This window comes from Chryseobacterium sp. T16E-39, assembly GCF_002216065.1.
Classification (GTDB): domain Bacteria; phylum Bacteroidota; class Bacteroidia; order Flavobacteriales; family Weeksellaceae; genus Chryseobacterium.
Map to the genome: position 1 here is coordinate 4,629,880 of NZ_CP022282.1, position 24,422 is coordinate 4,654,301.

Here is a 24,422-nt window from a genome sequence, read left to right on the forward strand (position 1 = left end):
ACTTTTATCCTTATTTTTGCACAAAAGAAAAATTCGTGATTAACAACGACCATATAAAAGATGTTCAGACTAGAATTGAAGATCTCCATAAATACCTTCAGATTGAAAAGAAGAAAATAGAAATTTCCAATGATGATGAGAAAACTGCAGCCCCTGAATTTTGGGATAACCCCAAAGAAGCTGAGGCTTTTTTAAAGCAGCTTCGTTCTAAAAAAAGATGGGTGGAAGATTATGAAGAGATCACGACCCAGTTTGATGATTTGCAGGTTTTAATGGAATTCGCAAAAGAAGATCCGGATTCTGAAAAAGAGCTGGATGAAGCCTTTCCAAAATTAGTGGAAAAAATCGAAGATTTAGAATTCAAAAACATGCTTTCTAATGAGGGTGATGAACTTTCAGCAGTTATACAGATCACTGCAGGAGCAGGAGGTACTGAGAGTTGTGATTGGGCTGCTATGCTCATGAGGATGTATACCATGTGGGCAGAGAAGCAAGGCTATAAGATTCGTGAACTGAACTATCAGGAAGGAGATGTAGCAGGTGTGAAAACAGTTACTCTGGAAATGGATGGTGAATATGCTTTTGGATACCTTAAAGGTGAAAACGGAGTTCATAGATTGGTTAGAATTTCTCCTTTTGACAGTAATGCAAAAAGACATACGAGTTTCGTTTCCGTATATGTATATCCGTTGGTAGATGATACGATTGAAATCAATATCAATCCTGCAGATATTTCATTTGAAACCATGCGAAGTTCAGGAGCAGGAGGGCAGAACGTAAACAAAGTAGAAACAGCCGTACGTCTTCGTCACGCACCTACCGGGATTATCATTGAAAACTCAGAATCACGCTCACAGCTTCAGAACAAAGAAAAAGCAATGCAGTTACTTCGTTCCAGACTATATGAAATGGAACTTGAAGAACGGATGAGAGCAAGAACAGAGATCGAATCCAATAAAATGAAAATCGAGTGGGGAAGTCAGATCAGGAATTACGTAATGCATCCTTATAAATTGGTAAAAGATGTACGTTCCGGACATGAAACTTCAGATGTGGATTCTGTGATGAATGGAAACCTTACTCCATTCCTGAAAGCATTTCTAATGGCCGATGGAACCGCAGTTTCTGATGATGATTTAGATCTGTAAAATATTATTCCGGTTTTTTAGTTAAAATCTTATAATTAATTTCTTAATCAGACTTTTTAGACTTATTTTTGTTACTTATCAATATGTATGGAAGATTTCAATAGCTGGAAAGATTTACTAAACCCGGAGTTTTATATCAAAATGGGAGGGTTTTGGCTTATTCTATTTATTATTTTTGCCGAAACTGGTCTTTTTGTAGGATTTTTTTTACCAGGAGACTCTTTATTGTTTGTTTCAGGAATTTATGCTGTTGAAATTATCAAAGAGACTTTTGGCTCCACAGGGAGCGATCTGCTTGATACTACCATTCTTGCTACTTCTGTTGCTCTTGCTGCGATTGTTGGTAATGAAGTCGGATATTATTTTGGAGTGAAGGCAGGTCCTTCGTTATACAAAAAGCAAGATTCTTTTCTATTCAAGAAAAAATATTTGTATCAAGCTCATGACTTTTTTGAAAAGCATGGAGCACTGGCTATTATCATGGCAAGGTTTTTACCGGTGGTAAGAACTTTTACCCCTATCGTTGCAGGAATTGTAAAGATGGATAAAAAAGAATTTTTAAGAGATAATATTATTGGGGCTGTATTATGGTCATTTATCCTGATCTTCGCGGGCCATTACCTAGATAAATTATTCCAGGAGCAGTTCGGAATCAATCTTAAGGAAAAATTAGAATTGATCATCATTGTTATCGTTCTTATTACAACCCTACCGATCATTATTAAATTTCTGTTTGGAAAGAAAGTGGACCATAGTAAATATGAGGACAATTCACCAGAATAATGTAAACACAAAACTTAAAATATGATAACCTGCTTTTTGCAGGTTATTTTTTTATCCACTCCAAAATATTTGGATAGATAATACTGTCTCTTTTTCGCTTGCTGAAAAATCTGGGTGCATGACCTGTATTTTTCATAAAAACCAATTTATGGACAATATTCTGGCTTGTTAACGCTGAATCTAGTGCCAGCCCCTGGTTTTTATTGACCAGAAAATCCTGGTTTCCCTGAAAGATTAATGTTGGAACATTGGTAATGTTCGCTATCGGACTTGCTTTTTTAAATTCCTCGGACAGATTATGCCGTTCAAATTTCTCTCCTACAACCTTTTGCAGGGTTGGAGAGGTATATTTTGAATAAAAGGATTGCATAAATTCCGGAGAATAAAAATCCGTTGGGCCGCTCAGAGAGATGATCTTTTTGATTTGATCGGGGTGTTGGTAGCCATACAGTAAAGCCAGATGCCCGCCGGCGCTTTCTCCCAGGATGATATAATTATCTGCCCGTAGTTCTGCTTTTCCGGCTAAGGAATTGAATTTATTAATAACAGCGCTGATATCTTCCAGCTGTTCACGATAGGTGATGTTTTGGGGTTTTGAAACCAATCTGTAGTTGATATTGATGCTCGGGATATTATTTTTAAAAAGCATTTTCTGGATCTGGATCATATGCTCTTTTCTTCCATATTTCCAGGCTCCTCCGTGTACAATAAGAACAACAGGCGAATCCTCAGAATAACCGGATGGAAGAAAAATGTCCATCTTTTGTCTCTTATGTTCGCCGTATTTTAAATTGTAAATTTTCTGCTGATTGTTATCCCCCACCCAAACTCTGAATCTTGAATTACATGAATTTAATAAAAAGCTGATACATCCTAAAACAAAAAAATGATATCTGAGTATGAGCTTTTTCATAGATCAAATGTAAGAAAAATATGGTGATTTAATGAGTAGAGAGGACTGTATTGTATCAGCTGCGCTCTGCTAATTCTTTTAGCTTCTGATTCATTGCATTAAATCCTGCAGCGGTACTGTCAAAATTGAAAAACGGAACAAGCAATCCTGAAAATTTCTCTGACTGAACAAATTTTGTCGTACCGTTCCCATTATCGGATAATTCAAATTTATGTTCTCCGTCAAATATTCCTTTGATCAATAATTTTCCCAGCCAACTTAATTCTTGAGCATTCTTTTTTGATAAGACTACAGGTTTAAAGGTCATTCCTTTTCCATCTTTTGGCTCAATGTTCACTTGTATTTGGTTGCCTATTTCTACAACTCCTTGAATACTTTTTATAAAAGGATTCCAAGTGGTATAGCTTTCGAAATCCGTTAATATTTTCCAGATCTTTTCTGGACTGGCGTGAATGATAACTTCTGTTTCAATTGTTTTCGACATGGGACAAATATTTTATAGGAACAAAGGTCGGACAGATTAAAAAAAATCCACTTGACAAAAATCAAAAATTTCCTGAAGCAATTTTATTTCTTATTCTGCTAAAGGTTTCAGAAGTCATCCCAAGCATAGAAGCAATATACTGCAGAGGAACCTGATTGAATAACTGAGGGTTTTCATTAAAAAAACATCGGTATCTTTCTTCAGCGGTCATTGATAAATGTCCATAGATTCTTGTTTCCATGGTGGTAAAACAATGAACAATAAATGCTTTTTCCAGTGTATGCCATTTCTTTACACACTCTTGTAATTTTTCGTAATCAGATTTATCAATGGTGTACAGCTGAGTATCAGTAAGAGCCTGGATAGTCCATCTGGCAGGAATATCAGACATAAAACTGGATAGATCCGTAACAAAGAACCCTTTAGTGGATATCCATTGGGTGATCTCTTTCTTTTCGGTTTCACAGAATATCCTTAAAAATCCGGATTGGATAAAACTTAATTTTGTACTTATTTTTCCTGATTTCAAGAAAAAATCATTTTTTTTAACCATCTCTGGTTTAAAAAAAGAGACAATTGTTTTGAGGTCGTCAGCTTCAATATGGGAAAAGTGAGACGTAAGGCTGCGTTCGAGGTCGGTGGTCATTAAGGCTTATTTATTTTTTTGTTCTAAATTTTCAGCATATCTGTATAAAGATTGATTATATCTGGGTAAATGTTTTGATAATGCTTGTAGGGACAAAGATAAAGCCTCCCGATCTTCTCCTGCAGAATAAAGGGAAAGAGCTAAAAAGGCATCAACAGCATCATTTAATTCATCAGAATAGTTTGCCTTTTCTTCTCTGAGAATCTGGATACTTTCATTAATTTTCTCATTATTTCTTAAAGTACTTGCCAGTTGGATTCTTGCTCTTCTTCTTCGCAAGCCGGATAGTCCTTGATCCAATGCGGATCTATACAAAGGTTCTGCTTCTTTTTCGTGCCCTGTTGAATCATAAGCACAGGCAAGCTCAAAATCACCAATAGCTTTTTGATCCGAATGAAGGGTGTGCTCCTTTATCCGCTGAATAAAATATTCATTGTTTACAGTCCCTAATTGCTGCCAGATCAATTGAAGCTCATTTTCCCAGTTCTCAGTTTCTTCCATTTTGTACTATAATCTTTGTGATGCAAATATGAGAAGATAATTGAATGTAAAGACAACTTTGCTTAATAATTTTAATGGGGTTTGATGAGATTTTGAAGAACAAGGATAAAGCGAAAAAAATAATACAGGATCTTCAAAACTCTTTTTTTGAATTCTATATTTTTTCATTTTTAAATTGATTTTAAAAGAAAATGAGAAATCGAATTAAATGGTTATTTTTGCTTTTAAATAATAAAATAAATATGGCGTCTGGTTTTTTTGCAATTTTAGATGATCTTGCAGCTCTTATGGATGATGTGGCGGTAACAAGTAAAATAGCGACTCAGAAAACGGCGGGCATTTTAGGGGATGATCTTGCGGTAAATGCAGAAAAAGCAACAGGCTTTATATCATCTCGTGAAATACCTGTTTTGTGGGCGATCACTAAAGGTTCTTTCATTAATAAGTTGATTATTCTTCCGATAGCCTTCTTACTGCATTGGCTTTATAAACCCGCAATAGAGATTATCCTTATTTTAGGAGGTTTTTATCTAGCGTTTGAAGGCGTAGAAAAGATTATTGAATTTCTATTTCACCGTGATAAAAAAGGTCATGAAGTTATAGAAGAAAGTACAAAAAATGAAGATGCCGAAAATTCTGAAAAATCAAAAATAAAATCAGCAATTACCACAGATTTTATTCTTTCCATAGAGATTGTAATTATTGCTCTGGGAACTGTTCTTGAGGAGCAACACCCGTTATTAACGCAGATCATTACAGTGAGCCTGGTGTCCTTTCTGGCAACGGTAGGGGTGTATGGAATTGTAGCGTTGATTGTAAGAATGGATGATGCAGGTTTTAAACTGATCAAAAAGAGTAACGATAAAGGTTTCTTTTCTAAGCTGGGGCATTTATTAGTGAAAGCATTACCCGTAATTATAAAAATTCTTGCCATTGTTGGAACAATTGCCCTTATTTTGGTGTCAGGAGGAATTTTTGCCCATAATATTAGCTATTTGCATCATTTTCTTCCTTCATGGCCGACCGCGCTTAAAGAGCTTGTCTTTGGACTAAGTGGGGGATTGATTGCTGTTCTGCTTTTTACAGTTGGGAAAAAAGCCTACACATTAGCAACACGTAAAGGCAGTTAATCTTTAGATTTAAATTACGGGATAAAACTATTTAACGAAGATCTGAGGATGAAATTCCTGTTCATTGATTATTATGAGAAATTTATCGATTGATATACTGAAAATCGTCCTGGCCTTTTTTGTTGTTTTCCTGCATATGCATATCCTTCGGGATTCTCATCCTGTTTTGAGTTTTGTACTCGTTAATGGGATTTTTAGAATGGCTGTCCCTACATTTTTAGTGATTACAGGATATTATTTTTATTATGTTGATGATAAGAATAAGCTGAAAAAATGGTTACTAAGGATATTCTTACTATACCTGATCTGGTCCATCGTTTATATACCTTTTTGGAAAGAAGGAGACGCCTGGATGAATATTATATTTGGTTATCATCATTTGTGGTATCTAATCGGAACCTTCTTTTCCGGGATTATTTTGTTTTTTATCAGGAAAATATCTGTCAACCTATTAGCAGGACTTGTTGTTTTATTATTTAGCCTGGGGTATGGAATACAAATTTTGGGAAACCTGCATTATTTTCAATATGAAACCGATTCGGTGATCAACCTTTTTCCATCGTACAGAAACTTTCTTTTGGTATGCTTCCCTTTTTTGACAATAGGATATCTGATCAATAAACTGAATCTGGATATGAAATACAAGCTTTCATGGATAGATGTGGTTATTGCAATGGGTTTTGTTGCGCTAGAATCGCTTTTCAATTATAAGATGATCAATTCAAGGGAAAATATTGATTTATTATTTTCTCTGTTAATTGCCTGTCCTTTATTGTTTATCTATTGTAAAAGCCTTTCTGTGATGGTGGATACAAAGCTTTTAGCAAGTCTTTCCACAGCGATTTATGTTATACATCCATTGATCATGAAGTGGGTATTGGATAAATATTATCCATTCGAAATTCCCATTTTTATCATCATTGTATTGATTTCCAGTTTTATTCTTGTATTGGTCAATAGGAAACTAAAGTACCTGTTGTAATATATGTTTGGGTTAATTGCCTATAATTTTCAACCCATTAATAAATGCAAGCTTAACCTTGTTGGCTCCTGTAAATTCTGAATAATTAAGATCGATTTCTTCCTTTGTTTCTAGTTGTTGATAAAGGTTAATGATTTTACTCTTATAAGAACAGGTATTCATAAAGTCATTAAAGAATTTCTGAGCTGTCTCTTTTTCAGCAAAACATAGTAAAAAATCCAATGGAAGAAGAGAGTATTCGGAATAGGGGTTGAATTTTGTCCCGTTGATCTTCAAAAACTCAATAGCTTTTTCTTTTGTGCTAAATAGATTGAAAATAGGAAGAATGTATTGTTTGATTTGGTCTGTTATTTCATGTATGCTTTTCTCAAAAGAAAGATCGGCTAAATTCCATTCCTGCCAGTTTTTATGTGGAGTTAAATAACCTATTTGCTCTCCGAAGATAAGACCCTGAACATTTTCATTGTTCGTGTGCTCAATTTGCCATTTCTTGAGTTCCTTTGAAAAAATAGCAATATGGGGGAGAATCTGAATATAAGAGGAAGTGTTTTTGGAACTGGATTGAAAATACACTTCACAATAGAGATCTTTATCAATCGAAATTTTTCTTATCCTTTGCCCTTTTTCAAAAGTCTTAAATGTTTCAAGCTTATCGGAAATCTCATTACAGGTCTTTAGGAATATCGTTTTAGTGTTCATTATGATTAAATGTTTTCTTCTCAGTTCACAAACAAATATAACAAAACGGACAAAAAAAGGAACCTTTTAAAAGGTTCCTTAATATATTTAGTTGAATAAATCTTTTACTTTATCAAAAAAAGTCTTTTCTTTTCCGGATGGTTCTGCAACCATTTCTCCGTTGGACATTTGCGTTTCAAAGAAGTCTTTCTGATCTTTTGTTAATTTTTGTGGAGTCCATACATTGATGTGTATAAACATATCACCTTTACCATAACTGTCAATACTTGGAAGACCTTTTCCTGCCAATCTTAAGATTTTTCCTGATTGGGTTCCAGGGTCAACAGTAATCTTTACCTTTCCGCCTACTGTAGAAACTTCTTTTTTAGTTCCTAATGCAGCTTCTGCAAAAGAAATATATAATTCCTGGTGAAGATTATCACCTTCTCTTTTAATTGTTTTATCTACCTCTTCCTCTACGATAACAAGCAAATCTCCCGGAACACCTCCGAAAGGAGCATCATTACCTTTTCCTCTTACATTCAGCTGGATTCCATCTCTTGCTCCCGCAGGAATATTGATGGTAATTTCCTCTTCATCTTTTATTAGCCCCTGTGCATTAGCTCCTGCCGGAATTTTATCAGCAACTTTTCCGATACCCTGACAAGTTCCACAAGTAGTTTGTGTTTGCATTTGCCCGAACATGGTGTTCATCACTTTCAACTGAACTCCGGAACCGTTACATGTAGGACAGGTTTTTGAAGTGGCACCTTCTGCCATCTTCATTTTCTTTACTTTGAGAGTTTTCTGGGTTCCATTTACCATTTCCTCAAGGTTCAGCTTAATTCTGATTCTTAAATTAGAACCTTTTACCTGCTGACGTCCACCGCCACCAAATCCGCCGCCGCCACCAAAGTGGCCACCGAAAATATCTCCGAACTGACTGAAGATATCTTCCATATTCATTCCGCCGCCGAATCCGCCACCACCGAATCCTCCATTTCCACCTACACCGGCATGACCATATTGGTCATATCTTGCGCGTTTTTGGTCATCACTCAGGACTTCATAAGCCTCAGCAGCTTCTTTAAATTTTTCTTCAGCTTCTTTATCCCCCGGATTTTTATCAGGGTGATATTTGATAGCCATTTTTCGGTATGATTTTTTTATTTCGTCGGCTGAAGCAGATTTGCTTATCTCAAGAACCTCGTAATAATCTCTTTTTGACATGACAATTGTATAATTGATTAGATAAATGACAATAGATGTTAAGAGTATTTAATTGGTCATTCACCAGTTATTACTCACCATTCATCACTTATTAATATTAGTTTCCTGTTACTACTTTAGCAAAACGAATTACTTTATCTCCCAAAATATAACCGGTTTCGATTACATCTACGATTTTACCTTTTAAATCATCAGATGGAGCTGGAATTTGAGTAATTGCTTCGTGAAGATCTACATTAAAAGAATCCCCGGCTCTTACCTCCATTACCTTCAGTCCTTTTTCTGTAAGTTTATTCTTGAATTTTTGATAGATTAATTCAACCCCTTGAAGATCTGCTGGATTTCCATTTTTCGCAATTTCTTTTAAAGCTCTTTCGAAATCGTCCAGTACTCCAAGCATAGAAACCATCATGTCCTGATTAGCATATTGGAAGAACTCCATTTTTTCTTTAGAAGTTCTCTTTTTATAATTTTCAAACTCAGCATAAAGACGAATATAACGGTCTTTTTCTGCTGACAAAAGTTCTTCTGCAGTCGGAGTATTTGTCACATTTTCTTCAGAAATATTTTCGTTCTGAATATTGCCTTCTTGTTGTTTATTGATGTTTTCTTCGTTGATATCCTGATTTTCCATATTCAATAACTATTTTAAAGAGTTGTTTGTCAAAGATTCTGCCAAATAGTAAATATGGACATTAAGGCAGAAAAATTATTCTCCGGAAAATGTCTGATATAACAAATAAATATTTAAAACAATAATGATGATGGAGATAGCCCAAACACAGATTTTCATTAATGGCTTATTAACGAAGTCTCCCATTTTAGCTTTGTCGTTGGTAAACATGACAAGTGGAACTACAGCAAAGCTAAGCTGCATGGATAAGATAACCTGGCTTAAGACCAGAAGGTCTGTAGTTCCCTTTTCACCATACAAAATGGCTACTATTAAAGCCGGGATCACTGCAATAAGTCTTGTTATTAATCTTCTCAGCCAGGGTTTTAGTCTGATATTTAAAAAGCCCTCCATTACAATTTGTCCTGCTAAGGTTCCTGTCAATGTAGAATTTTGACCTGAAGCCAGTAAAGCGATAGCAAAGGCAATACTTGCCATGGAAGCTCCCAGGATAGGGGTAAGCATCTTATATGCATCATGGATGTCTGCAACATGTTTATTTCCTGTAATATGGAAAGTAGCAGCGGCTAGAATAAGGATAGCGGCATTAATGAAAAAAGCGAGCATCAGAGAAATCGTACTATCCAGTGTTGCAAATTTTATAGCTTCCTTTTTACCTTCTTTATCACGGGTATAATCTCTTGTTTGTACAATACTGCTGTGTAAGTAAAGATTATGGGGCATTACAGTAGCTCCCAGAATTCCGATCGCGATATACAGCATTGCAGGATTCTGGATGATTTCCTTTTGAGGGATCAAGCCTCCCAGCATCTCATTAATTGCAGGTTTAGAAATTACAATTTCATAGATAAAACAGGCAAGAATAATAAAGATAAGTCCGCCTACAATACTTTCTATCCACCTGAATCCCTTTGCCTGTAGTAAAAGAATAAGTAGCACGTCTACGGTAGTGATCACAATACCCCAGGTGAGTGGGATGTGAAAAAGCAGGTTAAGAGCTATTGCTGAACCTATCACTTCGGCGAGATCACAGGCTGCGATGGCTATTTCGCAGAGTATCCATAAAATAAAATTGGTGGTAGGATTAAAATGATCTCTACACGCTTGTGCAAGGTCCCTTTCTGTTGCGACACCTAGTTTTACTGATAAGTGCTGTAAAACCATCGCAAAGATATTGGAGATTAGTATAACAGAAAGTAGGGTATAGCCAAATTGAGCGCCACCTGCAATGTCTGTCGCCCAATTTCCCGGATCCATATATCCAACTGCAATCATTAATCCAGGTCCTGCAAAGGCAAGGTATTTCCTCCAGAAAGAACCGTTTTTTGGAACTTTAATGGATGAATATACTTCTGGTAATGAGTGGAGTGTTTTATCTTTTCGCCAAGGCGCCTTAGTATTTAAATTCATAAATGTTAGAAATGACTAACAAATTTAATTAAATAAATGAAAATAGAAAACTTAATAACAAAAAAATCCCGAAAAAAACTTTCGGGATTTATATAAGAATGTATTTTTTTAGATTATTTTGCAAATCTGATAGACATTTTTCTGTCTGCAGCTCTTTCTGCATCAGAAGCTTTAGCATCTACCGTAGCAAATTTACTTCCATATCCTTCAGCACCTAAAACTTGTGCTCCAAGGTTTTGTTTGCCTAACCAATCTTTGATAAAATTAGCTCTTGCAGTAGAAAGTTTTACATTTGAAGCTTCATTACCTGTTTTGTCAGTGTATCCTCCTATTTTGATTTTTGAATCAGGGAAAGCTTTTAAAATAGCTGCTAAATTATCAAGCTGACCTTGAGAACCTGCTTCTAATTCTGTAGAGCTACCCATTTTGAAGTTTACATGATCGAAATCATACCAGGTATTTTTTAAAGCGTTGTCATCAGCTGCGTTTTTATAACCTCCAGACTTTAAGAATGCAATCATTTTGTCTTCCATTCCTCCTTTGTAACCTTTAAGAGCTACACCGTTCAGGTCGATATTTTCATCAACCTTTGCAGTTGTGGCAGGCATTGTTGCTGCTGTGTCTGCAGGAGATACTGCCGTAGCTGTATCAGAGTGTGTTCCTGTAGAATCAGCTCCCATTGTAGTGGTAGTTGTTTGTTTTTTCTCACACTGCTTCCATAAGAAATATCCTGCAGCAATTAATAATAAAAGTGGAAGCAACCATTTCCAGATTGAACCTCCACCTTGATTATTGTTATTATTGTTGAATTGTTCTTTTATTTCTCTTGTTCCTTCTGTAACGCTTTCTCTTGCTGAAGCAACACTTTCAGTGATGTTGTCCTTAGCTGTAGAAGCAACTGAAGCAACCGTTTCCTTAGCTCCACCAAACCAGTTTTCTGCTCCTAGCCCAAAAGAGGCTAAAGAAAGCCCTGCTGGTAATAAAGAAGAAACAATGCCTTTTTGGTCATTCAATAGACTTGAAATTCCTGATTGGCCTAAGTTGTTATCAGCAGCATATTTTCCTACTGTACCTACTGTAGCTCCTGTCACTAAATTAAGTAAAGAGCTAGAGGTATTATTACTAATTCCAGCAAATGTAGCAATAGAATTTACTAAGCCGCCAACCTTGTCGCCAAAAAGGGAGGACAATAAACCAGTGATTACAGAGTTGTTAGAAGAGCCTCCTAATAGATTACTTAAAATTCCACTAGATGAAGCTCCTGAAATTGCATCTAAAACACCCGGATTATCAGCATTATTAGCTAATCCACCAACAACTGCAGGCAATAGCCCACCAATTGCTTTTGAAATACCAGACTCACTTTCTCCAAACTGTGAAGCAGCCTGGGAAACTAATGCGGGACCCAATTGTCCTTTAATTAAATCAATAACGTTTAAAGACATAATAAATATTTTTTTAGATTAATGTTGACATAAAATTAAACAAAAATCTGTCCAAATGTCATTTTTTTTAATTATTTATTTGAATTTCAACGTTTTTTTTGTAAATGATTAAAATTATTAATAAGCTTTAGCGAATAGTACCCGTCTCTTGGAAGGTTTTCCTGATACGAGCGAAATACCCTCTTCTACATCATCGTTTAAAGGGATACATCTGATCGTTGCTTTTGTTTCCTCCTTAATTTGCTCCTCTTCTTCAGCTGTTCCATCCCAATGTGCATAGATGAAACCTCCTTTTTCTTCTAAAACCTTTTTAAACTCTTCATAAGAATCTACTTTAGTCATATTTTCCTCTCTGAAATTAAGAGCTTTGTTATAAAGATCCTTTTGTATCGTTTTTAGTAATTGGTCAATATAAGAATCTAAGCCTTCAAGAGGAAGAGTTTCCTTGGTCAGATTGTCTCTTCTTGCTATTTCAACTGATTTGTTTTCAAGATCTTTTGGTCCGATTGCAATTCTTACAGGAACACCTTTTAATTCATATTCAGCAAATTTCCAGCCTGGTTTGTTTTGGGTATCATTGTCAAATTTAACAGAAATACCTTTGGCTTTTAATTTAGCCTGGATATCTAAAGCAACTTCACTGATTTCATTTAATTGTTCTTCACCTTTGAATATAGGAACAATAACAACCTGTATTGGTGCTAAAGTTGGAGGTAATACCAATCCGAAATCATCAGAATGGGTCATAATAAGCGCTCCCATCAAACGGGTAGATGTACCCCATGATGTTGCCCATGCATGTTCTATTTTACCTTCTTTATTGGTGAATTTTACATCAAAGGCTTTTGCAAAATTTTGACCTAAGAAGTGAGATGTACCAGCCTGAAGAGCTTTTCCATCCTGCATTAATGCCTCTATACAATACGTTTCATCAGCACCTGCAAATCTTTCAGATGGCGTTTTTAATCCCTGAACTACAGGCATTGCCATGAAATTTTCTGCAAAATCTGCATAAACCTTATTCATTTTTTCTGCTTCTTCAATTGCTTCATCCTTGGTAGCATGAGCAGTATGACCTTCTTGCCATAAGAACTCTGAAGTTCTCAGGAATAGACGGGTTCTCATTTCCCAACGTACAACATTCGCCCATTGGTTGATAAGGATAGGCAGATCTCTGTATGATTGTATCCAGCTTTTATAGGTATTCCAGATAATCGCTTCTGAAGTTGGGCGAACAATAAGTTCTTCCTCCAGTTTAGCATCTGGATCTACGATGAGTTTATGAGGATTATTAGGATCGGTCTTTAATCTGTAATGAGTAACAACGGCGCATTCCTTTGCAAAACCTTCAGCATTCTTTTCCTCCGCCTCGAATAGGCTTTTGGGTACAAAAAGCGGGAAATAAGCATTAACGTGACCAGTTTCTTTGAATTTTCTATCCATTTCATCACGCATCTTTTCCCAGATTGCATATCCATATGGTTTTATAACCATACTTCCCCGCACTCCTGAATTTTCAGCTAAATCTGCTTTTACAACTAACTCGTTATACCACTTGCTGTAATCTTCGCTTCTTGAGGTTAATTTTGCCATTATTTTTTTAAATTTTTTTTAACTTTTTAACATTATTGTTATCTAAAAATAAAAATCTATTTTTGATAGATTTTTTAACCGATGTTTGGTACATTTTTGGTACACATTGCAAATATAATTTAAATTAAAAATCTTTACGTTATCATGAAAAAAAATATACATAAAAATTTACTCGGTATGCTAAAATCCAAAGGCGTTTTAGCGATATCAGGTGGATTACTGTTGATGTCTTGTGGTGCACAAATGGGAGGGTACAGCGAGACCGATGGGGTTTATTACGATCCCAATAAAGATACGCTGCCAGAGGGAGTTATTATCAATGGCGGAAACAGGGTAGGTGAATATTATGATTACTACCAAGATTCAAACGTTATCCAGAATGCAGAAACCAATTCTAAAGACCAGGATAATAAATACAGCACATGGGGTGGAAACTCATGGAACAATACAGCTACAGATTCTGACTGGGGCTCTTTTGCCGGAAGCCAAACCAATTACTATGACAATTCCTGGGGTTCGCCTTGGGGCTGGGGAGGTTGGTATGGCGGATATAGTCCTTATTGGGGCTGGAACAGAGGCTGGGGTATGTCCTTTGGTTGGGGCGGTTCATGGGGCTGGGGCGGCTCTTGGGGTTGGGGTAACCCATACTGGGGCTGGAATTTTGGATATGGAGGCTTTTATGATCCTTTCTGGGGTGGTGGCTACTATGGAAACCCATATTGGGGTTGGGGTGGCGGCTACTGGGGTAATGGCTATTACAACAGAGGAGTTTACAGAAGAAGTGGTGCAGACGGAAGATTGGGCTATGGCCTTAACAACGGGTATAACGGAAGTAATGGATCGGTCTACAGAAATAATATAAACAATTCAGGTTTCAGAAACAATGGTTCTGGATTCAGAAATGATAATAACAGCGGATTCCGAAATAATAATAGTGGGTTTAGAAATAATAATGGTGGATTTAGAAATAACACCGGCGGATTCCGAAATGGAAATGCTAATAATGGAGGATTTAGAAATAATAATTCAGGATACCGTAACCCAAATAATATGAACACTCAGGGTCCAAGACCTAATTACGATAGTCAACCTAGATATAGAAATGATAGTGGTTTCAGATCCAACGATAGTGGATTCAGATCCGGTGGATTCAATTCTGGTTCCGGCGGCGGTGGCTTCAGAGGAGGTTCTTCCGGTGGTGGAGGTGGATTCAGATCTGGCGGCGGTGGCGGCGGCGGATTCAGATCCGGTGGTAGATAATTTTCAAACTTAATAACTATTTCAAAAAATAATGTTAAAAAAATCTTTAGTAATAATGAGCATTTCTGTGGCATATTTTGCGCAGGCTCAGAATATTTCTACGATTAGGAACTCTCTTGAGGTTTACTCTAATACTCCCATGATAGGTTCATCAAAATTTAATGCGATGGCTGGATCAAATGGAGCTTTAGGAGGAGATGCAACTTCACTCATGACCAACCCTGCCGGTTTAGGTGTTGCTATTGCAGGTGATGCATCTGCTACTTTATTTCTTAGCAATAATAAGAATACAAGTTCATTGGCAGGTTCTTCAATAAATTATAATATCAATAAATTTACTCTTGGGAATGCTGGTGGAGTAGCTACCATTCAGTTAATGACCGAAAGTGCATGGAAGTTTATTAATATTGGTGCCAATATATCTATGCAGTCTTTAGAGGATTATGTAGAAAGCCCGGGGAATGCCAATGTTATTATTCCTAAAAATTTAATAAATTCTAGTGGAAATCCAGTTGTGGGTAATATGTCTTATTTGGGACATGCTTATAACAGATATGGAAATCAGACTAAATTTAATTTAGGGGTAGGTGCGAATTATAATAATTCATTGTATGTGGGTGCGAGCATCAATATGCATTATGCGGAGATTGATCAGTACGACAGTGCAAAATTTGGATTAGATCTGGATAACTCTGTCAACAGCTTTGATAAGCAATATACTCCTTTCTCTGAAAAATCGAATGGTTTTTCTGCTACCATTGGGGTAATAGGAAAACTAAGCAATCAATTCAGATTGGGAGCTTCAATAGAAACGCCTACATGGTGGAATATCGACAGGGCTTTCCGTGAATATTCTGATGGTAATGATGGTATTTATTACAGCAATTATGTTGAGGACAGAAATTTCAGATCTCCGATGAAAGCGACGGTGAGTGGTGCCTTTGTTCCAAATAAAAACTTTGCAATCAATGTTGACTATACTTTAGGTCTAACAAAACCTAAATATACTGTAGATGGTAATGCTGAAAGAGAATTGAATTCTTTCTTTAATGACAACTACAAGAATTTATCAGAAGTAAGAGTGGGGGCTGAGTATAGAATTAAAGCATTCAGATTGAGAGGTGGGTACTCCTACATGTCAAGTCCTATTGATGCAATGACGATCAATTCTTATTCAAATGCGGGTGTTGCAGGGGATAATAATTACAGTAATTTGGTTCTTGGAGAAAGAAATACGATTGGAGCAGGTGTAGGATATGACTTTGGAAATTTTTATGTAGATGCAGCCTATCAAAATATAAGCTCTAAATATAATAATCCTTTCTTAAAAGGAAGTGCAGCTGATGGAACTGGATATTATTCAGGAGACTTCGATGTAAATACACCAACTTCTGTTGTTTCAAGTGTAAAAAATAACAGAAATAACTTCTTCCTTACATTTGGCTGGAAATTCTAATTTCCAGTTGTGTAATGAGTGATTAAATTGATGCTCCGGATTTTACAATCCGGAGCTTTTTATTGGATCAATTTAAATGATAATTTTAGTCAGGGTTCTGAGTGAGATTTGGCTGGATCTGTATTTGCTGCTCGGGGATATATTCAATAATCCTGTTGCTTGTGTAAGGAACTGTGTAAAAAGGATTGTTTCCATTGAGATGGGTTCCGGGATAGTTTCTGTCCAGGGTTAATTTGTTCCTGAAAACATCATATTTTCTCTGAGCCTCAAAAGCCATTTCAAGTCTTCTTTCCTGTAGAACAACGTCTAGAATAGTCTGCCCTGCAGGAACTGAAGAATAGACTGGAATTCCGGCCCTTGTTCTTATCACATTGATATCAGCAAGTGCTGATGCTGAATTTCCCTTTTTAGCATAGCCTTCTGCTCTGTTGAGGTACATCTCGGCCAATCTTAAAATAACGGGAGACCACAGCTGTGGGACACCTTCCTGTAATGAACATTTTAAAATGTAAAATTTCGGATATCCGTTTCTTTTATCCATGTCATTATCCAGATCTACATAAACCTTCGCATTGTTTGAATTAATGAAGTAATAATTTGTCTTATTGGGTAAAACTTCAGATTGCACCTGATAGTTTATGTTATTCATCGTAAAATAGGTATTTCCACCCTGCTGAAAAGTCTTTTGGAAACTGTAATTATAGGTGATCCCTCCGGACGTGTTAGTTCCCTGTTGTACCCAATAGGCAACAGGAGTAGCCGGGATGCTGTATTTTTTGGAAATAAATTTCAATCTGGCATCCTGAGGGTTTTGATTAATAAGATCTAAATAAGAGGAAGATGCATACATTTCACCCCAGCCTACATTTTGAATGTTAGCGTACATTGATCCGATCGTATACCAGCCATCATTATAATCACCATCTTTATTGTATTTGAATGCAAAAATGGTTTCTTTATTGATTTCCGGTGCTTTGATCGCATAAGAAGGTAATTCAGAATTGGCTAATAGTGAGTATTTTCCGGAGTTGATAACTTTCTCAGCATATTCAATCGCTTTGTCATTATTTTCCATGTAGAGATATACCCGTGAAAGTAACGCCTGTGCAGCCTGTTTAGATGCATAGGTGTTATTTTTGTCAAGACTCATCAGCTGCTCTGCTTTTTTGAGATCATTAACAATCTGATCGTAAATCTGACCAACACTTGCTCTGGCGGGCAAATCGTTTACATCATCGGAGGTTTTCAATGGTACTCCAGGATTGCCCGTTCCCTGATTGTAGGGCTTTCCAAATACATTCACTAAAGAGAAATAGACATAGGCCCGAAGGAAATAATTTTCGCCGATGAGCTGGTCGGTACTGGCATCTTTTCCTTCTGATATTTTCGAAATAACCCTGTTGCAACCAACGATTGCCTTGTAACCGGCATTCCATATGGTATTGGATCTCCCATTGTTTTTAATACTCCTGTAATTATAATAATAGAAAAACTGATCAGTGGTTGTTCCGCTGATATCAATATTATCTCCGCCATATTCACCAACCCGGTACAGATTGTTGAAAAATCCTCCTCCTTCAGCATCTCCTTTTAAAAGGGCATAGTTTCCGAGTGTAATGGTTTGTAACCCTGTTGGGTCCGCCAATATTTCATCAGACTCTTTAGAGTCATAGGGCGAACGGTCTATATTACAGGCCACTAAAGTGAGCGCTATAAGTGATAAAAATATTATTTTCATGATTTTGTACATTTTAAAAAGTGAAAGTGAATCCTAAGGAAAATCTTCTGGGAATGGGATATATTGCTCCTGCGTTACCTGAATAGACAGTTTGGCTGTCAGCAGGACCCGCTTCAGGATCGACTCCCGAAAATTTCGTAATGGTAAAGAGGTTTTCCCCCATAATGTAAATACTGGCAGAAGTGACTTTAATTTTTTCTACCAAAGCATCCGGGAAATTATAACCCAGTCTCAAAGATCGCAGTTTTACATAGCTTGCATCCTCCAGATAACGTGAAGATGGTTTATTGGTCAACGTATTATTGTTGAAAATTGCTACGGGATGTGTTGCAATATCACCTGGTTTTTCCCATCTGTTCCAACTGTCTTTTAAGACCATTTGGTTGTAATACGGATAAGCTCCGTCTGAATCAAATAATTCTCTGTACGAATTGTAGATCTGACCTCCCTGTGAAAAATAAATATTGGCATTGAGATAGAACTTTTTTACCGTAAGATTGGTACTAAATGATCCGTAATAATCCGGGGTAGCAGCACCTACAATTTGCAGGGTAGCCTGATTGTAGTTGGAGGTAAGACTTTTGCTGCCATCAGCATTGACGACTTCCCACTGGCCGGCACCATTATCAGGATTTACACCCATCCATTTTCTCATGTAAAAGGAAGTGACATCATTTCCTGCTATTGCTACCTGATTATTTAACAATAGCTGTGTACTGTTATTTCTTGTTGAAAGAACCCTGTTTTTATAGGTGCTGATATTAAAGCCTACGTCCCAATTAACATTTTCAGACTTTATAATAGCATAGTTAAGGTTGAATTCCCATCCTTTATTTCTTACATCTCCAACATTCAGATATTGCCTGTCAACACCTGTCAGTGAAGGTAGTGTAACCAGCATTAGTAGATCTTTAGTTTTATTGTTGAAATAATCAACATTTAAAGTTAATCGGTTATCAAATGCTCTGATATCCATTCCAATATTGTTTTGATAAATAGACTCCCAGGTTAAGTTCGGATTGCCTAATTGGTTCCATGTAGCTCCTATTTGGCCATTATATGTTTGTGTTAGGGCATACAGATCCTGCCATCCATAATTCGGGCTTGGTGTATTCCCTACAAGTCCTCTGCTGGCCCGTAATTTCCATTCATTGATTTGCTTGACCCTGAAAAAACTTTCTTTTTGAATATTCCATCCTAAGCTGTAAGAATAAAAGAGTCCATTTCTTTGGCTGGCACCAAATGCAGACGAAGATTCGCTCCTTAAAGAACCCTGAACGAAATATTTTTTATCATATACATATTCAGCATTGAATAAGAAGGCATTGTAAGCTCTGTCATATTTTGTACCTGAGGGTTTTCTTCCCGATGTAGCTCCGTTATCAAAAATATCTGTTCCCGGAACGACCCCATACACACCGGCTTTTGATATTTTATACATTCTGTCATTGTATTCGTATGCTGCTAAGGCATTAACGTTGTGAACTCCAAAATCTTTATCAAATCTCAACATTTGATTAAAAAACTTAGTAACATCTTTAAAATAGGATTCCGTTAATTCACCTTTATTGCTTTCTCCTGAAATGGATCTCGGATCTGTATAGGACATGTCGTCGTAATTTCTATAGGTGACATTGTTGGTTGTGACGAATTTTAAGTAATCTGTAAATTTAATTTCTGCATCAAAATTCCCTATAAGATCAAGTTGGTTGCTCTTGCTGTAGTTCCATTGTAAATCGTACAGATAGTTGGAATAATCTCTTCCGTACCAGGTTCCATTGTAAGAATTCGGATTTATTAAATTTCCGTTAGAGTCTCTTGGATTATCCCATGGCATATTGAGATACATCTGATAGAGAGAACCCTGCCGGTCTTTCCCGGTGGTGTAGGATAAACTTACTTTTGGTTTTAAAATCAGCCAGGGTTTTACGGTGTGATCATGATTGATTCTAAAGGAAACTCTATTGTATTCATAACCTTTTATCGTTCCGTTTTCATCATAATAGTTCCCTGAAATATAAGTCTTGGAATTCTGTGAACCTCCTCTGAAGTCTATGGTGTAGTTTTGGACAGCTCCGGTTTGGGTTCCATTTTTCAACCAATCGTAGCCTGGATTTCTGAGTTGGGAAGGTATTGCAGGTGCATTTTTTAAAGAAGTGAAATAATCGTGTAGTTGTGTCCCATCCATCAGTTTAAAACGTCCGTTATTGAATGTATTAAAAGAATTATTTACAGAAACATTCATTGAACTTTTTCCTGTGGTTCCTGATTTAGTGAAGACCTGTACAATTCCGTTAGCTCCGCGGGAACCATACAAAGCGGTTGAGGTTGCGTCTTTTAAAATGTTAATGCTTTCAATCTGGTTAGGGTCAAGATTAGGAGTTCCGTTCATCATAACACCATCTACGACCCATAAGGCCTGACTGGGGCCGTTGATGGTAGCGGTACCTCTGATTTTTACAGTTGCTGAAGATCCCGGGCGCCCTCCTCCCTGCATGATTTGTGCTCCCGCGGCTTTTCCTTGCAGAAGACTCGACACATCAGAAGTGTTGGCATCTTTTAATTTTTTGTCTGAGATTGTGGAAACGGCTGCTGTAAGGCTGGATCTCTTCTGAGCTTTATACCCTATAATTACAACATCTTCAATGTTTTTTTCCCGTAGTGTGTCTTTTTTTTTACCAGTCTGAGCGGATGCCAAACTGTATATTAAAAAAAAACACACAGTCGTTGTCAAACGTTTTGTTTGTTTATTCATACGTGCGTGATTTAATGGTGCGCACGAATGTACAAAAAAAATTACATCAATATTAATTTGATGTAAAAATTATCAATAATTAAAGGATTTGACTATTTTATTGGGTGATAGGTGGTGTTATGTTGTATAATATTTAATTTTATTAAATTGTGTAATGGTTCTGTATTCAGGAACTTATAGTTTATCCGGAATTGTTTTAATTATTTTTTAGTGTGGGGAAACAGGAGGATGGGAATGGAAAACATGCATGCTAAGGGCCAGTGAAACCCCAACAATGACCAGTCCTATTTTTACCCAGTCAATATTATGATTTTTATTGCTTTCAAAAATAATTACTGAAGAGATATGCAGGAAGATTCCTCCCACGATAGCTAAGAAGTAAGGTTGCAGATCCGGATTGAAATAATTACCCAATAGCATTCCCAGGGGAGAAGCAAGAGCAAACAAAGCAATGATCATATAAGTAGGATACAACGGCTTGCTTTGACCTTCTTTCCTGTTGAATAAAAATGCACCCAGAATAAAAGAAATCGGAATATTATGAAAAACAATTCCTAACAGATAAGGAGATAACACCACTTTTTCATTGGCAAGAGGAATTCCCTCTATGAAAGCGTGGACGAATAAGCCTACCATTAAAGCTGCAGGAAGAATATTATGTTCACTATGGTGATGGAAATGACCATGCTCAAAACCTTTGGTTAAAGCTTCCAGGATCATTTGCAGTAAGACTCCTAAAATAACAAAGATACCAATAACATTGCTTTTTTCTGAAGTGTATACCTGTGGGAAAACTTCATTTAAACAAATGGTAATCAGGAAACCCGCACTTAAAATCAAAAGGTTTTTAGCGAGCTTTTCTTTTTTACCAAAATGCTTTCCAAGGAATAACCCTGCAATTACACTTAGAATCAGTAAAAGAACTATGATCATGATTTTTTCTTAAATAAATTGATACAGCGTGGTGAAGTTTCTTTTTTAAAATCATTCAATTGATAATCACCCCAAATTTTGATCCGTTCAAAGCCGCATTCTACTGCGTAAGAATTGATCTCTTCCAATGTGTGAAGTTTCACTTTTTCGAAGAAATGATAAGGTTTGCCTTCTGATTCGAATCGTATATCTTTGACAATGTGCCTTCCTTCAATTTTTTTCCGGATTTTAAAATCAATGTCTCCACGACTGACCACAGACTCAGGAACCATTTTGCTCCGGACATATTCTTCATTAAGATAATCCAATACAAAATAGCCTCCGGGTTTTAAAACAGAATAAACGGATTGAAAAACTTTCCGATCATCACTTTCGTGATCAAAATACCCGAAACTTGTAAATAAATTGAAAACAGCATCCATAGGATCCGCATCTATAGGATTTCTCATGTCATGGACGTTGAATATAAGCGTCTGATTTTCAAATTGCTTATCAAATTCTATACTTTGTCTTGATAGATCAAGCCCCAAAACATCATACCCCAATTTATTAAGAAAAACAGAGTGTCTTCCTTTTCCGCAGGCTAAGTCGATAATTTTAGAAGAAGGTGGCAATTGAAGGCTTGCAGTAAGCTCTGTAATAAAGTTTTCAGCTTCTGTATAGTCTCTGTTGCTATAAAGTAAATGATAATAAGGGGTATCAAACCAAGATTCAAACCATTCCATAATGCAAAAATAACTAAATTTGTGCGGTAAAAGGAAAAGTATTTTAAGATTGAAAGATTGAAAAATTCAATTATTCAAAATATTGAAGGGCTAATCTTTTAATTTTTAAATTATTAAATCTTTTAATAACTATTTATGGATACAGAAAATATAAAAATTCAGATAAAAACTTTCTTCGGATTGGAGCAGATCTTAGCTGAAGAAATTAAAAAATTGGGCGGACGGAATGTTGAAGTTAAAAATCGTGCAGTAAACTGTGAAGGAGATTTAGGTTTTCTTTATAAAATCAATTATTCGGCAAGAACCGCTTTGAAAATCTTGGTTCCTGTTTTTGAGTTTAAGGCTTTTAACCAACATCAGTTCTATGATAAGCTTTTTAAAATGGAATGGGAACAGTTTATGGATGTCGACCAGTCATTTGCGATTGATGCTACTGTAAACTCTGAGACATTCAAGCATTCTCAGTTTGTGACTTTGAAGATGAAAGATGCAATCGTGGACTACTTTCAGGAAAAATTTAAAAAACGTCCCAACGTAGAGCCTAAAAATCCGGATATCAAATTCCACCTTCATATCGATAGAGAATTGGTAACTATTTCCTTAGACTCGTCCGGTGATCCTTTATTTAAAAGAGGATACAGAAGAGAACAGGGGGAAGCACCGATCAATGAAGTTTTGGCGAGCGGGATGCTTCAGCTTGCCGGTTGGGATGGAAAAGGAAACTTTCTTGATCCGATGTGTGGATCGGGAACTCTTTTAATTGAAGCGGCGATGATTGCTCTTGATCTCCCGGCGCAGATTTTTAGAAGAAGATTTGCTTTCCAAAACTGGAGTAACTATGATGCGGATCTATTTACCAAGATCAGAGAGTTCAGAGTGAACAGGGTAAGGGAATTTCATGGGAAAATTGTCGGTTATGATATCGATGGAAGGATGCTCAATGCAGCGGCAACAAATATTGAGGCTGCAGAAATGGAAGATATTATTGAAGTAAAAAGACAGAACTTTTTTGAATCTAAAAAAGAACTTTTTCCTTTATTAATGGTTTTCAATCCTCCATATGATGAACGAATCTCTATCAATGATGATGACTTTTATAAGAAGATTGGAGATACTTTCAAAACCCATTATCCAAACACTTTGGCCTGGCTGATTTCCTCAGATCTGGAAGCAGTAAAGAAGATAGGACTTCGTCCATCCAGAAAAATCAAGTTATTCAATGGAAAACTGGAAACAAGATTTTTACAATACGAGATGTATGAGGGAACTAAAAAGGTCCATAAACTCGAAAATCAATAAATATTTTATAAAGCCTTCCAATCTGGAAGGCTTTTTGCTTTCTGGTGGTAAAATTAAAGCACTTTTTTATGTCCTGGAATATTTTTGATACAGTAGATATCGTTCTTGAAGTATTAGATGGGTTAAGTGGTTCATCTGCTACACCCAGATCGGATATTGCACGCAAATCCGAAAAAAGAAAGAGATATAAGTATAATGTAGAATGTATGAGTGCTGGTATGGCTTTTATAAGTTCTGTCATCCTGTTTTCTATTCTTAAAGATCCACTGCCTGTCCAGCATCCTGTTCAAACAATTGTTATCATTGCTTCAATCGGTGTTTTCATCTCATCAGTAATCTGTCTCGGACTCTATTTTGTGACATTATTTTATTTCAGAAATATATTTTCAATGCTCTTTTTCTGTTGTTCTCTCATTCTTTTTTCAACATCAATGGTATTATGGATGTATTTTAAGTCCGGATTATTGTAAGGAGCTATTTATGGTATTTTATGTAATGAAGAAACTTTTAGAATTCTGGCTGTTAAAATAAGACGGCCATAATTTTTATTTTATGTCTTTATTTTTATTAATATCAGTTTATGTTATGTTTTTGTTTGATTAACCTGCCTTTTATTAATAAATATGTAATTTAAATTAAAATATTATTTTGTGAATTTTTAATGTGATTGAGGTTTTTA

Annotated in this window: 22 protein-coding genes; 8 read left to right on the plus strand and 14 right to left on the minus strand. The window is 36.2% G+C overall.

Annotated elements, in window-relative coordinates; all coding sequences use genetic code 11:
• Positions 1 to 35 precede the first annotated feature (35 nt).
• Together prfB and CEY12_RS21130 are read left to right on the plus strand one after the other, a co-directional pair.
• Positions 36 to 1,148, plus strand: a complete 1,113-nt coding sequence (prfB, locus tag CEY12_RS21125; protein ID WP_089029538.1) for a peptide chain release factor 2 — start codon at positions 36 to 38, stop codon at positions 1,146 to 1,148.
• A gap of 87 nt (positions 1,149 to 1,235) precedes the next feature.
• Positions 1,236 to 1,931 (plus strand): DedA family protein, encoded by a 696-nt coding sequence (locus CEY12_RS21130; RefSeq protein ID WP_089029539.1) that lies wholly within the window; start codon positions 1,236 to 1,238, stop codon positions 1,929 to 1,931.
• Positions 1,932 to 1,974: 43 nt separating this feature from the next.
• On the opposite strand, the gene CEY12_RS21135 is transcribed toward CEY12_RS21130, so the two are convergent.
• The 4 genes from CEY12_RS21135 to CEY12_RS21150 form a co-directional block, all read right to left on the minus strand.
• Positions 1,975 to 2,844, minus strand: coding sequence for an alpha/beta hydrolase (locus CEY12_RS21135; RefSeq protein ID WP_089029540.1), 870 nt, complete (start codon positions 2,842 to 2,844; stop codon positions 1,975 to 1,977).
• 55 nt (positions 2,845 to 2,899) lie between these two features.
• Complete coding sequence (locus CEY12_RS21140; RefSeq protein WP_089029541.1) at positions 2,900 to 3,328, minus strand: SRPBCC domain-containing protein; 429 nt, start codon at positions 3,326 to 3,328, stop codon at positions 2,900 to 2,902.
• Positions 3,329 to 3,389: 61 nt separating this feature from the next.
• Positions 3,390 to 3,974, minus strand: coding sequence for a Crp/Fnr family transcriptional regulator (locus CEY12_RS21145; RefSeq protein WP_089029542.1), 585 nt, complete (start codon positions 3,972 to 3,974; stop codon positions 3,390 to 3,392).
• 6 nt (positions 3,975 to 3,980) lie between these two features.
• Complete coding sequence (locus tag CEY12_RS21150) at positions 3,981 to 4,475, minus strand: tetratricopeptide repeat protein (protein WP_089029543.1); 495 nt, start codon at positions 4,473 to 4,475, stop codon at positions 3,981 to 3,983.
• A gap of 242 nt (positions 4,476 to 4,717) precedes the next feature.
• Between CEY12_RS21150 and CEY12_RS21155 the strand changes: the two genes are divergently transcribed.
• Together CEY12_RS21155 and CEY12_RS21160 are read left to right on the plus strand one after the other, a co-directional pair.
• The gene (locus CEY12_RS21155; RefSeq protein WP_089029961.1) at positions 4,718 to 5,605 is read left to right on the plus strand and encodes a DUF808 domain-containing protein; all 888 of its coding nucleotides are present in this window, start codon (positions 4,718 to 4,720) and stop codon (positions 5,603 to 5,605) included.
• A gap of 73 nt (positions 5,606 to 5,678) precedes the next feature.
• Positions 5,679 to 6,587, plus strand: a complete 909-nt coding sequence (locus CEY12_RS21160) for an acyltransferase family protein (protein WP_089029544.1) — start codon at positions 5,679 to 5,681, stop codon at positions 6,585 to 6,587.
• Between the two features lie 12 nt (positions 6,588 to 6,599).
• Here CEY12_RS21160 and CEY12_RS21165 read toward each other — a convergent pair whose 3' ends face one another.
• From CEY12_RS21165 to proS, 6 genes are all read right to left on the minus strand, one after another.
• Entirely contained in the window at positions 6,600 to 7,286 is a 687-nt protein-coding gene (locus CEY12_RS21165) for a DUF4304 domain-containing protein (protein ID WP_089029545.1), read from the minus strand.
• Positions 7,287 to 7,373: 87 nt separating this feature from the next.
• On the minus strand, positions 7,374 to 8,495 hold the full coding sequence (dnaJ, locus tag CEY12_RS21170; RefSeq protein ID WP_089029546.1) for a molecular chaperone DnaJ: 1,122 nt from the start codon (positions 8,493 to 8,495) through the stop codon (positions 7,374 to 7,376).
• 97 nt (positions 8,496 to 8,592) lie between these two features.
• Positions 8,593 to 9,129, minus strand: coding sequence for a nucleotide exchange factor GrpE (locus CEY12_RS21175; RefSeq protein ID WP_089029547.1), 537 nt, complete (start codon positions 9,127 to 9,129; stop codon positions 8,593 to 8,595).
• A gap of 75 nt (positions 9,130 to 9,204) precedes the next feature.
• On the minus strand, positions 9,205 to 10,539 hold the full coding sequence (locus tag CEY12_RS21180; protein ID WP_089029548.1) for an Nramp family divalent metal transporter: 1,335 nt from the start codon (positions 10,537 to 10,539) through the stop codon (positions 9,205 to 9,207).
• A gap of 113 nt (positions 10,540 to 10,652) precedes the next feature.
• A complete protein-coding gene (locus CEY12_RS21185; protein WP_089029549.1) occupies positions 10,653 to 11,984 on the minus strand; it encodes an OmpA family protein in 1,332 nt (443 codons plus the stop codon).
• 117 nt (positions 11,985 to 12,101) lie between these two features.
• Complete coding sequence (gene proS, locus CEY12_RS21190; protein WP_089029550.1) at positions 12,102 to 13,577, minus strand: proline--tRNA ligase; 1,476 nt, start codon at positions 13,575 to 13,577, stop codon at positions 12,102 to 12,104.
• A gap of 177 nt (positions 13,578 to 13,754) precedes the next feature.
• On the opposite strand from proS, the gene CEY12_RS21195 reads away from it, so the two are divergent.
• The gene (locus CEY12_RS21195; RefSeq protein ID WP_157676875.1) at positions 13,755 to 14,837 is read left to right on the plus strand and encodes a prolyl-tRNA synthetase; all 1,083 of its coding nucleotides are present in this window, start codon (positions 13,755 to 13,757) and stop codon (positions 14,835 to 14,837) included.
• Positions 14,838 to 14,892: 55 nt separating this feature from the next.
• Positions 14,893 to 16,293, plus strand: coding sequence for an OmpP1/FadL family transporter (locus tag CEY12_RS21200; RefSeq protein ID WP_228409749.1), 1,401 nt, complete (start codon positions 14,893 to 14,895; stop codon positions 16,291 to 16,293).
• Positions 16,294 to 16,378: 85 nt separating this feature from the next.
• Here CEY12_RS21200 and CEY12_RS21205 read toward each other — a convergent pair whose 3' ends face one another.
• From CEY12_RS21205 to CEY12_RS21220, 4 genes are all read right to left on the minus strand, one after another.
• A complete protein-coding gene (locus tag CEY12_RS21205; protein WP_089029962.1) occupies positions 16,379 to 18,031 on the minus strand; it encodes a RagB/SusD family nutrient uptake outer membrane protein in 1,653 nt (550 codons plus the stop codon).
• 13 nt (positions 18,032 to 18,044) lie between these two features.
• Positions 18,045 to 20,786, minus strand: a complete 2,742-nt coding sequence (locus CEY12_RS21210) for a SusC/RagA family TonB-linked outer membrane protein (RefSeq protein WP_089029553.1) — start codon at positions 20,784 to 20,786, stop codon at positions 18,045 to 18,047.
• 207 nt (positions 20,787 to 20,993) lie between these two features.
• Positions 20,994 to 21,716, minus strand: a complete 723-nt coding sequence (locus CEY12_RS21215) for a ZIP family metal transporter (protein ID WP_089029963.1) — start codon at positions 21,714 to 21,716, stop codon at positions 20,994 to 20,996.
• Complete coding sequence (locus tag CEY12_RS21220; RefSeq protein WP_089029554.1) at positions 21,716 to 22,444, minus strand: class I SAM-dependent methyltransferase; 729 nt, start codon at positions 22,442 to 22,444, stop codon at positions 21,716 to 21,718. Before CEY12_RS21220 ends, CEY12_RS21215 begins: the two co-directional genes overlap by 1 nt.
• Before the next feature lie 135 nt (positions 22,445 to 22,579).
• On the opposite strand from CEY12_RS21220, the gene CEY12_RS21225 reads away from it, so the two are divergent.
• Complete coding sequence (locus CEY12_RS21225) at positions 22,580 to 23,743, plus strand: class I SAM-dependent RNA methyltransferase (protein WP_089029555.1); 1,164 nt, start codon at positions 22,580 to 22,582, stop codon at positions 23,741 to 23,743.
• A 68-nt stretch (positions 23,744 to 23,811) separates the two neighbouring features.
• The gene (locus CEY12_RS21230) at positions 23,812 to 24,213 is read left to right on the plus strand and encodes a branched-chain amino acid ABC transporter substrate-binding protein (RefSeq protein WP_089029556.1); all 402 of its coding nucleotides are present in this window, start codon (positions 23,812 to 23,814) and stop codon (positions 24,211 to 24,213) included.
• Positions 24,214 to 24,422 lie beyond the last annotated feature (209 nt).

What these genes read in the sequence shown, in the direction of transcription:
- CEY12_RS21130 (WP_089029539.1), top strand. Translation starts at nt 1,236, where the DNA reads ATGGAAGATTTCAATAGCTGGAAAGATTTACTAAACCCGGAGTTTTAT.
- CEY12_RS21135 (WP_089029540.1), bottom strand. Translation starts at nt 2,844, where the DNA reads ATGAAAAAGCTCATACTCAGATATCATTTTTTTGTTTTAGGATGTATC.
- CEY12_RS21140 (WP_089029541.1), bottom strand. Translation starts at nt 3,328, where the DNA reads ATGTCGAAAACAATTGAAACAGAAGTTATCATTCACGCCAGTCCAGAA.
- CEY12_RS21145 (WP_089029542.1), bottom strand. Translation starts at nt 3,974, where the DNA reads ATGACCACCGACCTCGAACGCAGCCTTACGTCTCACTTTTCCCATATT.
- CEY12_RS21150 (WP_089029543.1), bottom strand. Translation starts at nt 4,475, where the DNA reads ATGGAAGAAACTGAGAACTGGGAAAATGAGCTTCAATTGATCTGGCAG.
- CEY12_RS21155 (WP_089029961.1), top strand. Translation starts at nt 4,718, where the DNA reads ATGGCGTCTGGTTTTTTTGCAATTTTAGATGATCTTGCAGCTCTTATG.
- CEY12_RS21160 (WP_089029544.1), top strand. Translation starts at nt 5,679, where the DNA reads ATGAGAAATTTATCGATTGATATACTGAAAATCGTCCTGGCCTTTTTT.
- CEY12_RS21165 (WP_089029545.1), bottom strand. Translation starts at nt 7,286, where the DNA reads ATGAACACTAAAACGATATTCCTAAAGACCTGTAATGAGATTTCCGAT.
- dnaJ (WP_089029546.1), bottom strand. Translation starts at nt 8,495, where the DNA reads ATGTCAAAAAGAGATTATTACGAGGTTCTTGAGATAAGCAAATCTGCT.
- CEY12_RS21175 (WP_089029547.1), bottom strand. Translation starts at nt 9,129, where the DNA reads ATGGAAAATCAGGATATCAACGAAGAAAACATCAATAAACAACAAGAA.
- CEY12_RS21180 (WP_089029548.1), bottom strand. Translation starts at nt 10,539, where the DNA reads ATGAATTTAAATACTAAGGCGCCTTGGCGAAAAGATAAAACACTCCAC.
- CEY12_RS21185 (WP_089029549.1), bottom strand. Translation starts at nt 11,984, where the DNA reads ATGTCTTTAAACGTTATTGATTTAATTAAAGGACAATTGGGTCCCGCA.
- proS (WP_089029550.1), bottom strand. Translation starts at nt 13,577, where the DNA reads ATGGCAAAATTAACCTCAAGAAGCGAAGATTACAGCAAGTGGTATAAC.
- CEY12_RS21195 (WP_157676875.1), top strand. Translation starts at nt 13,755, where the DNA reads ATGCTAAAATCCAAAGGCGTTTTAGCGATATCAGGTGGATTACTGTTG.
- CEY12_RS21200 (WP_228409749.1), top strand. Translation starts at nt 14,893, where the DNA reads ATGAGCATTTCTGTGGCATATTTTGCGCAGGCTCAGAATATTTCTACG.
- CEY12_RS21205 (WP_089029962.1), bottom strand. Translation starts at nt 18,031, where the DNA reads ATGAAAATAATATTTTTATCACTTATAGCGCTCACTTTAGTGGCCTGT.
- CEY12_RS21210 (WP_089029553.1), bottom strand. Translation starts at nt 20,786, where the DNA reads ATGAATAAACAAACAAAACGTTTGACAACGACTGTGTGTTTTTTTTTA.
- CEY12_RS21220 (WP_089029554.1), bottom strand. Translation starts at nt 22,444, where the DNA reads ATGGAATGGTTTGAATCTTGGTTTGATACCCCTTATTATCATTTACTT.
- CEY12_RS21225 (WP_089029555.1), top strand. Translation starts at nt 22,580, where the DNA reads ATGGATACAGAAAATATAAAAATTCAGATAAAAACTTTCTTCGGATTG.
- CEY12_RS21230 (WP_089029556.1), top strand. Translation starts at nt 23,812, where the DNA reads ATGTCCTGGAATATTTTTGATACAGTAGATATCGTTCTTGAAGTATTA.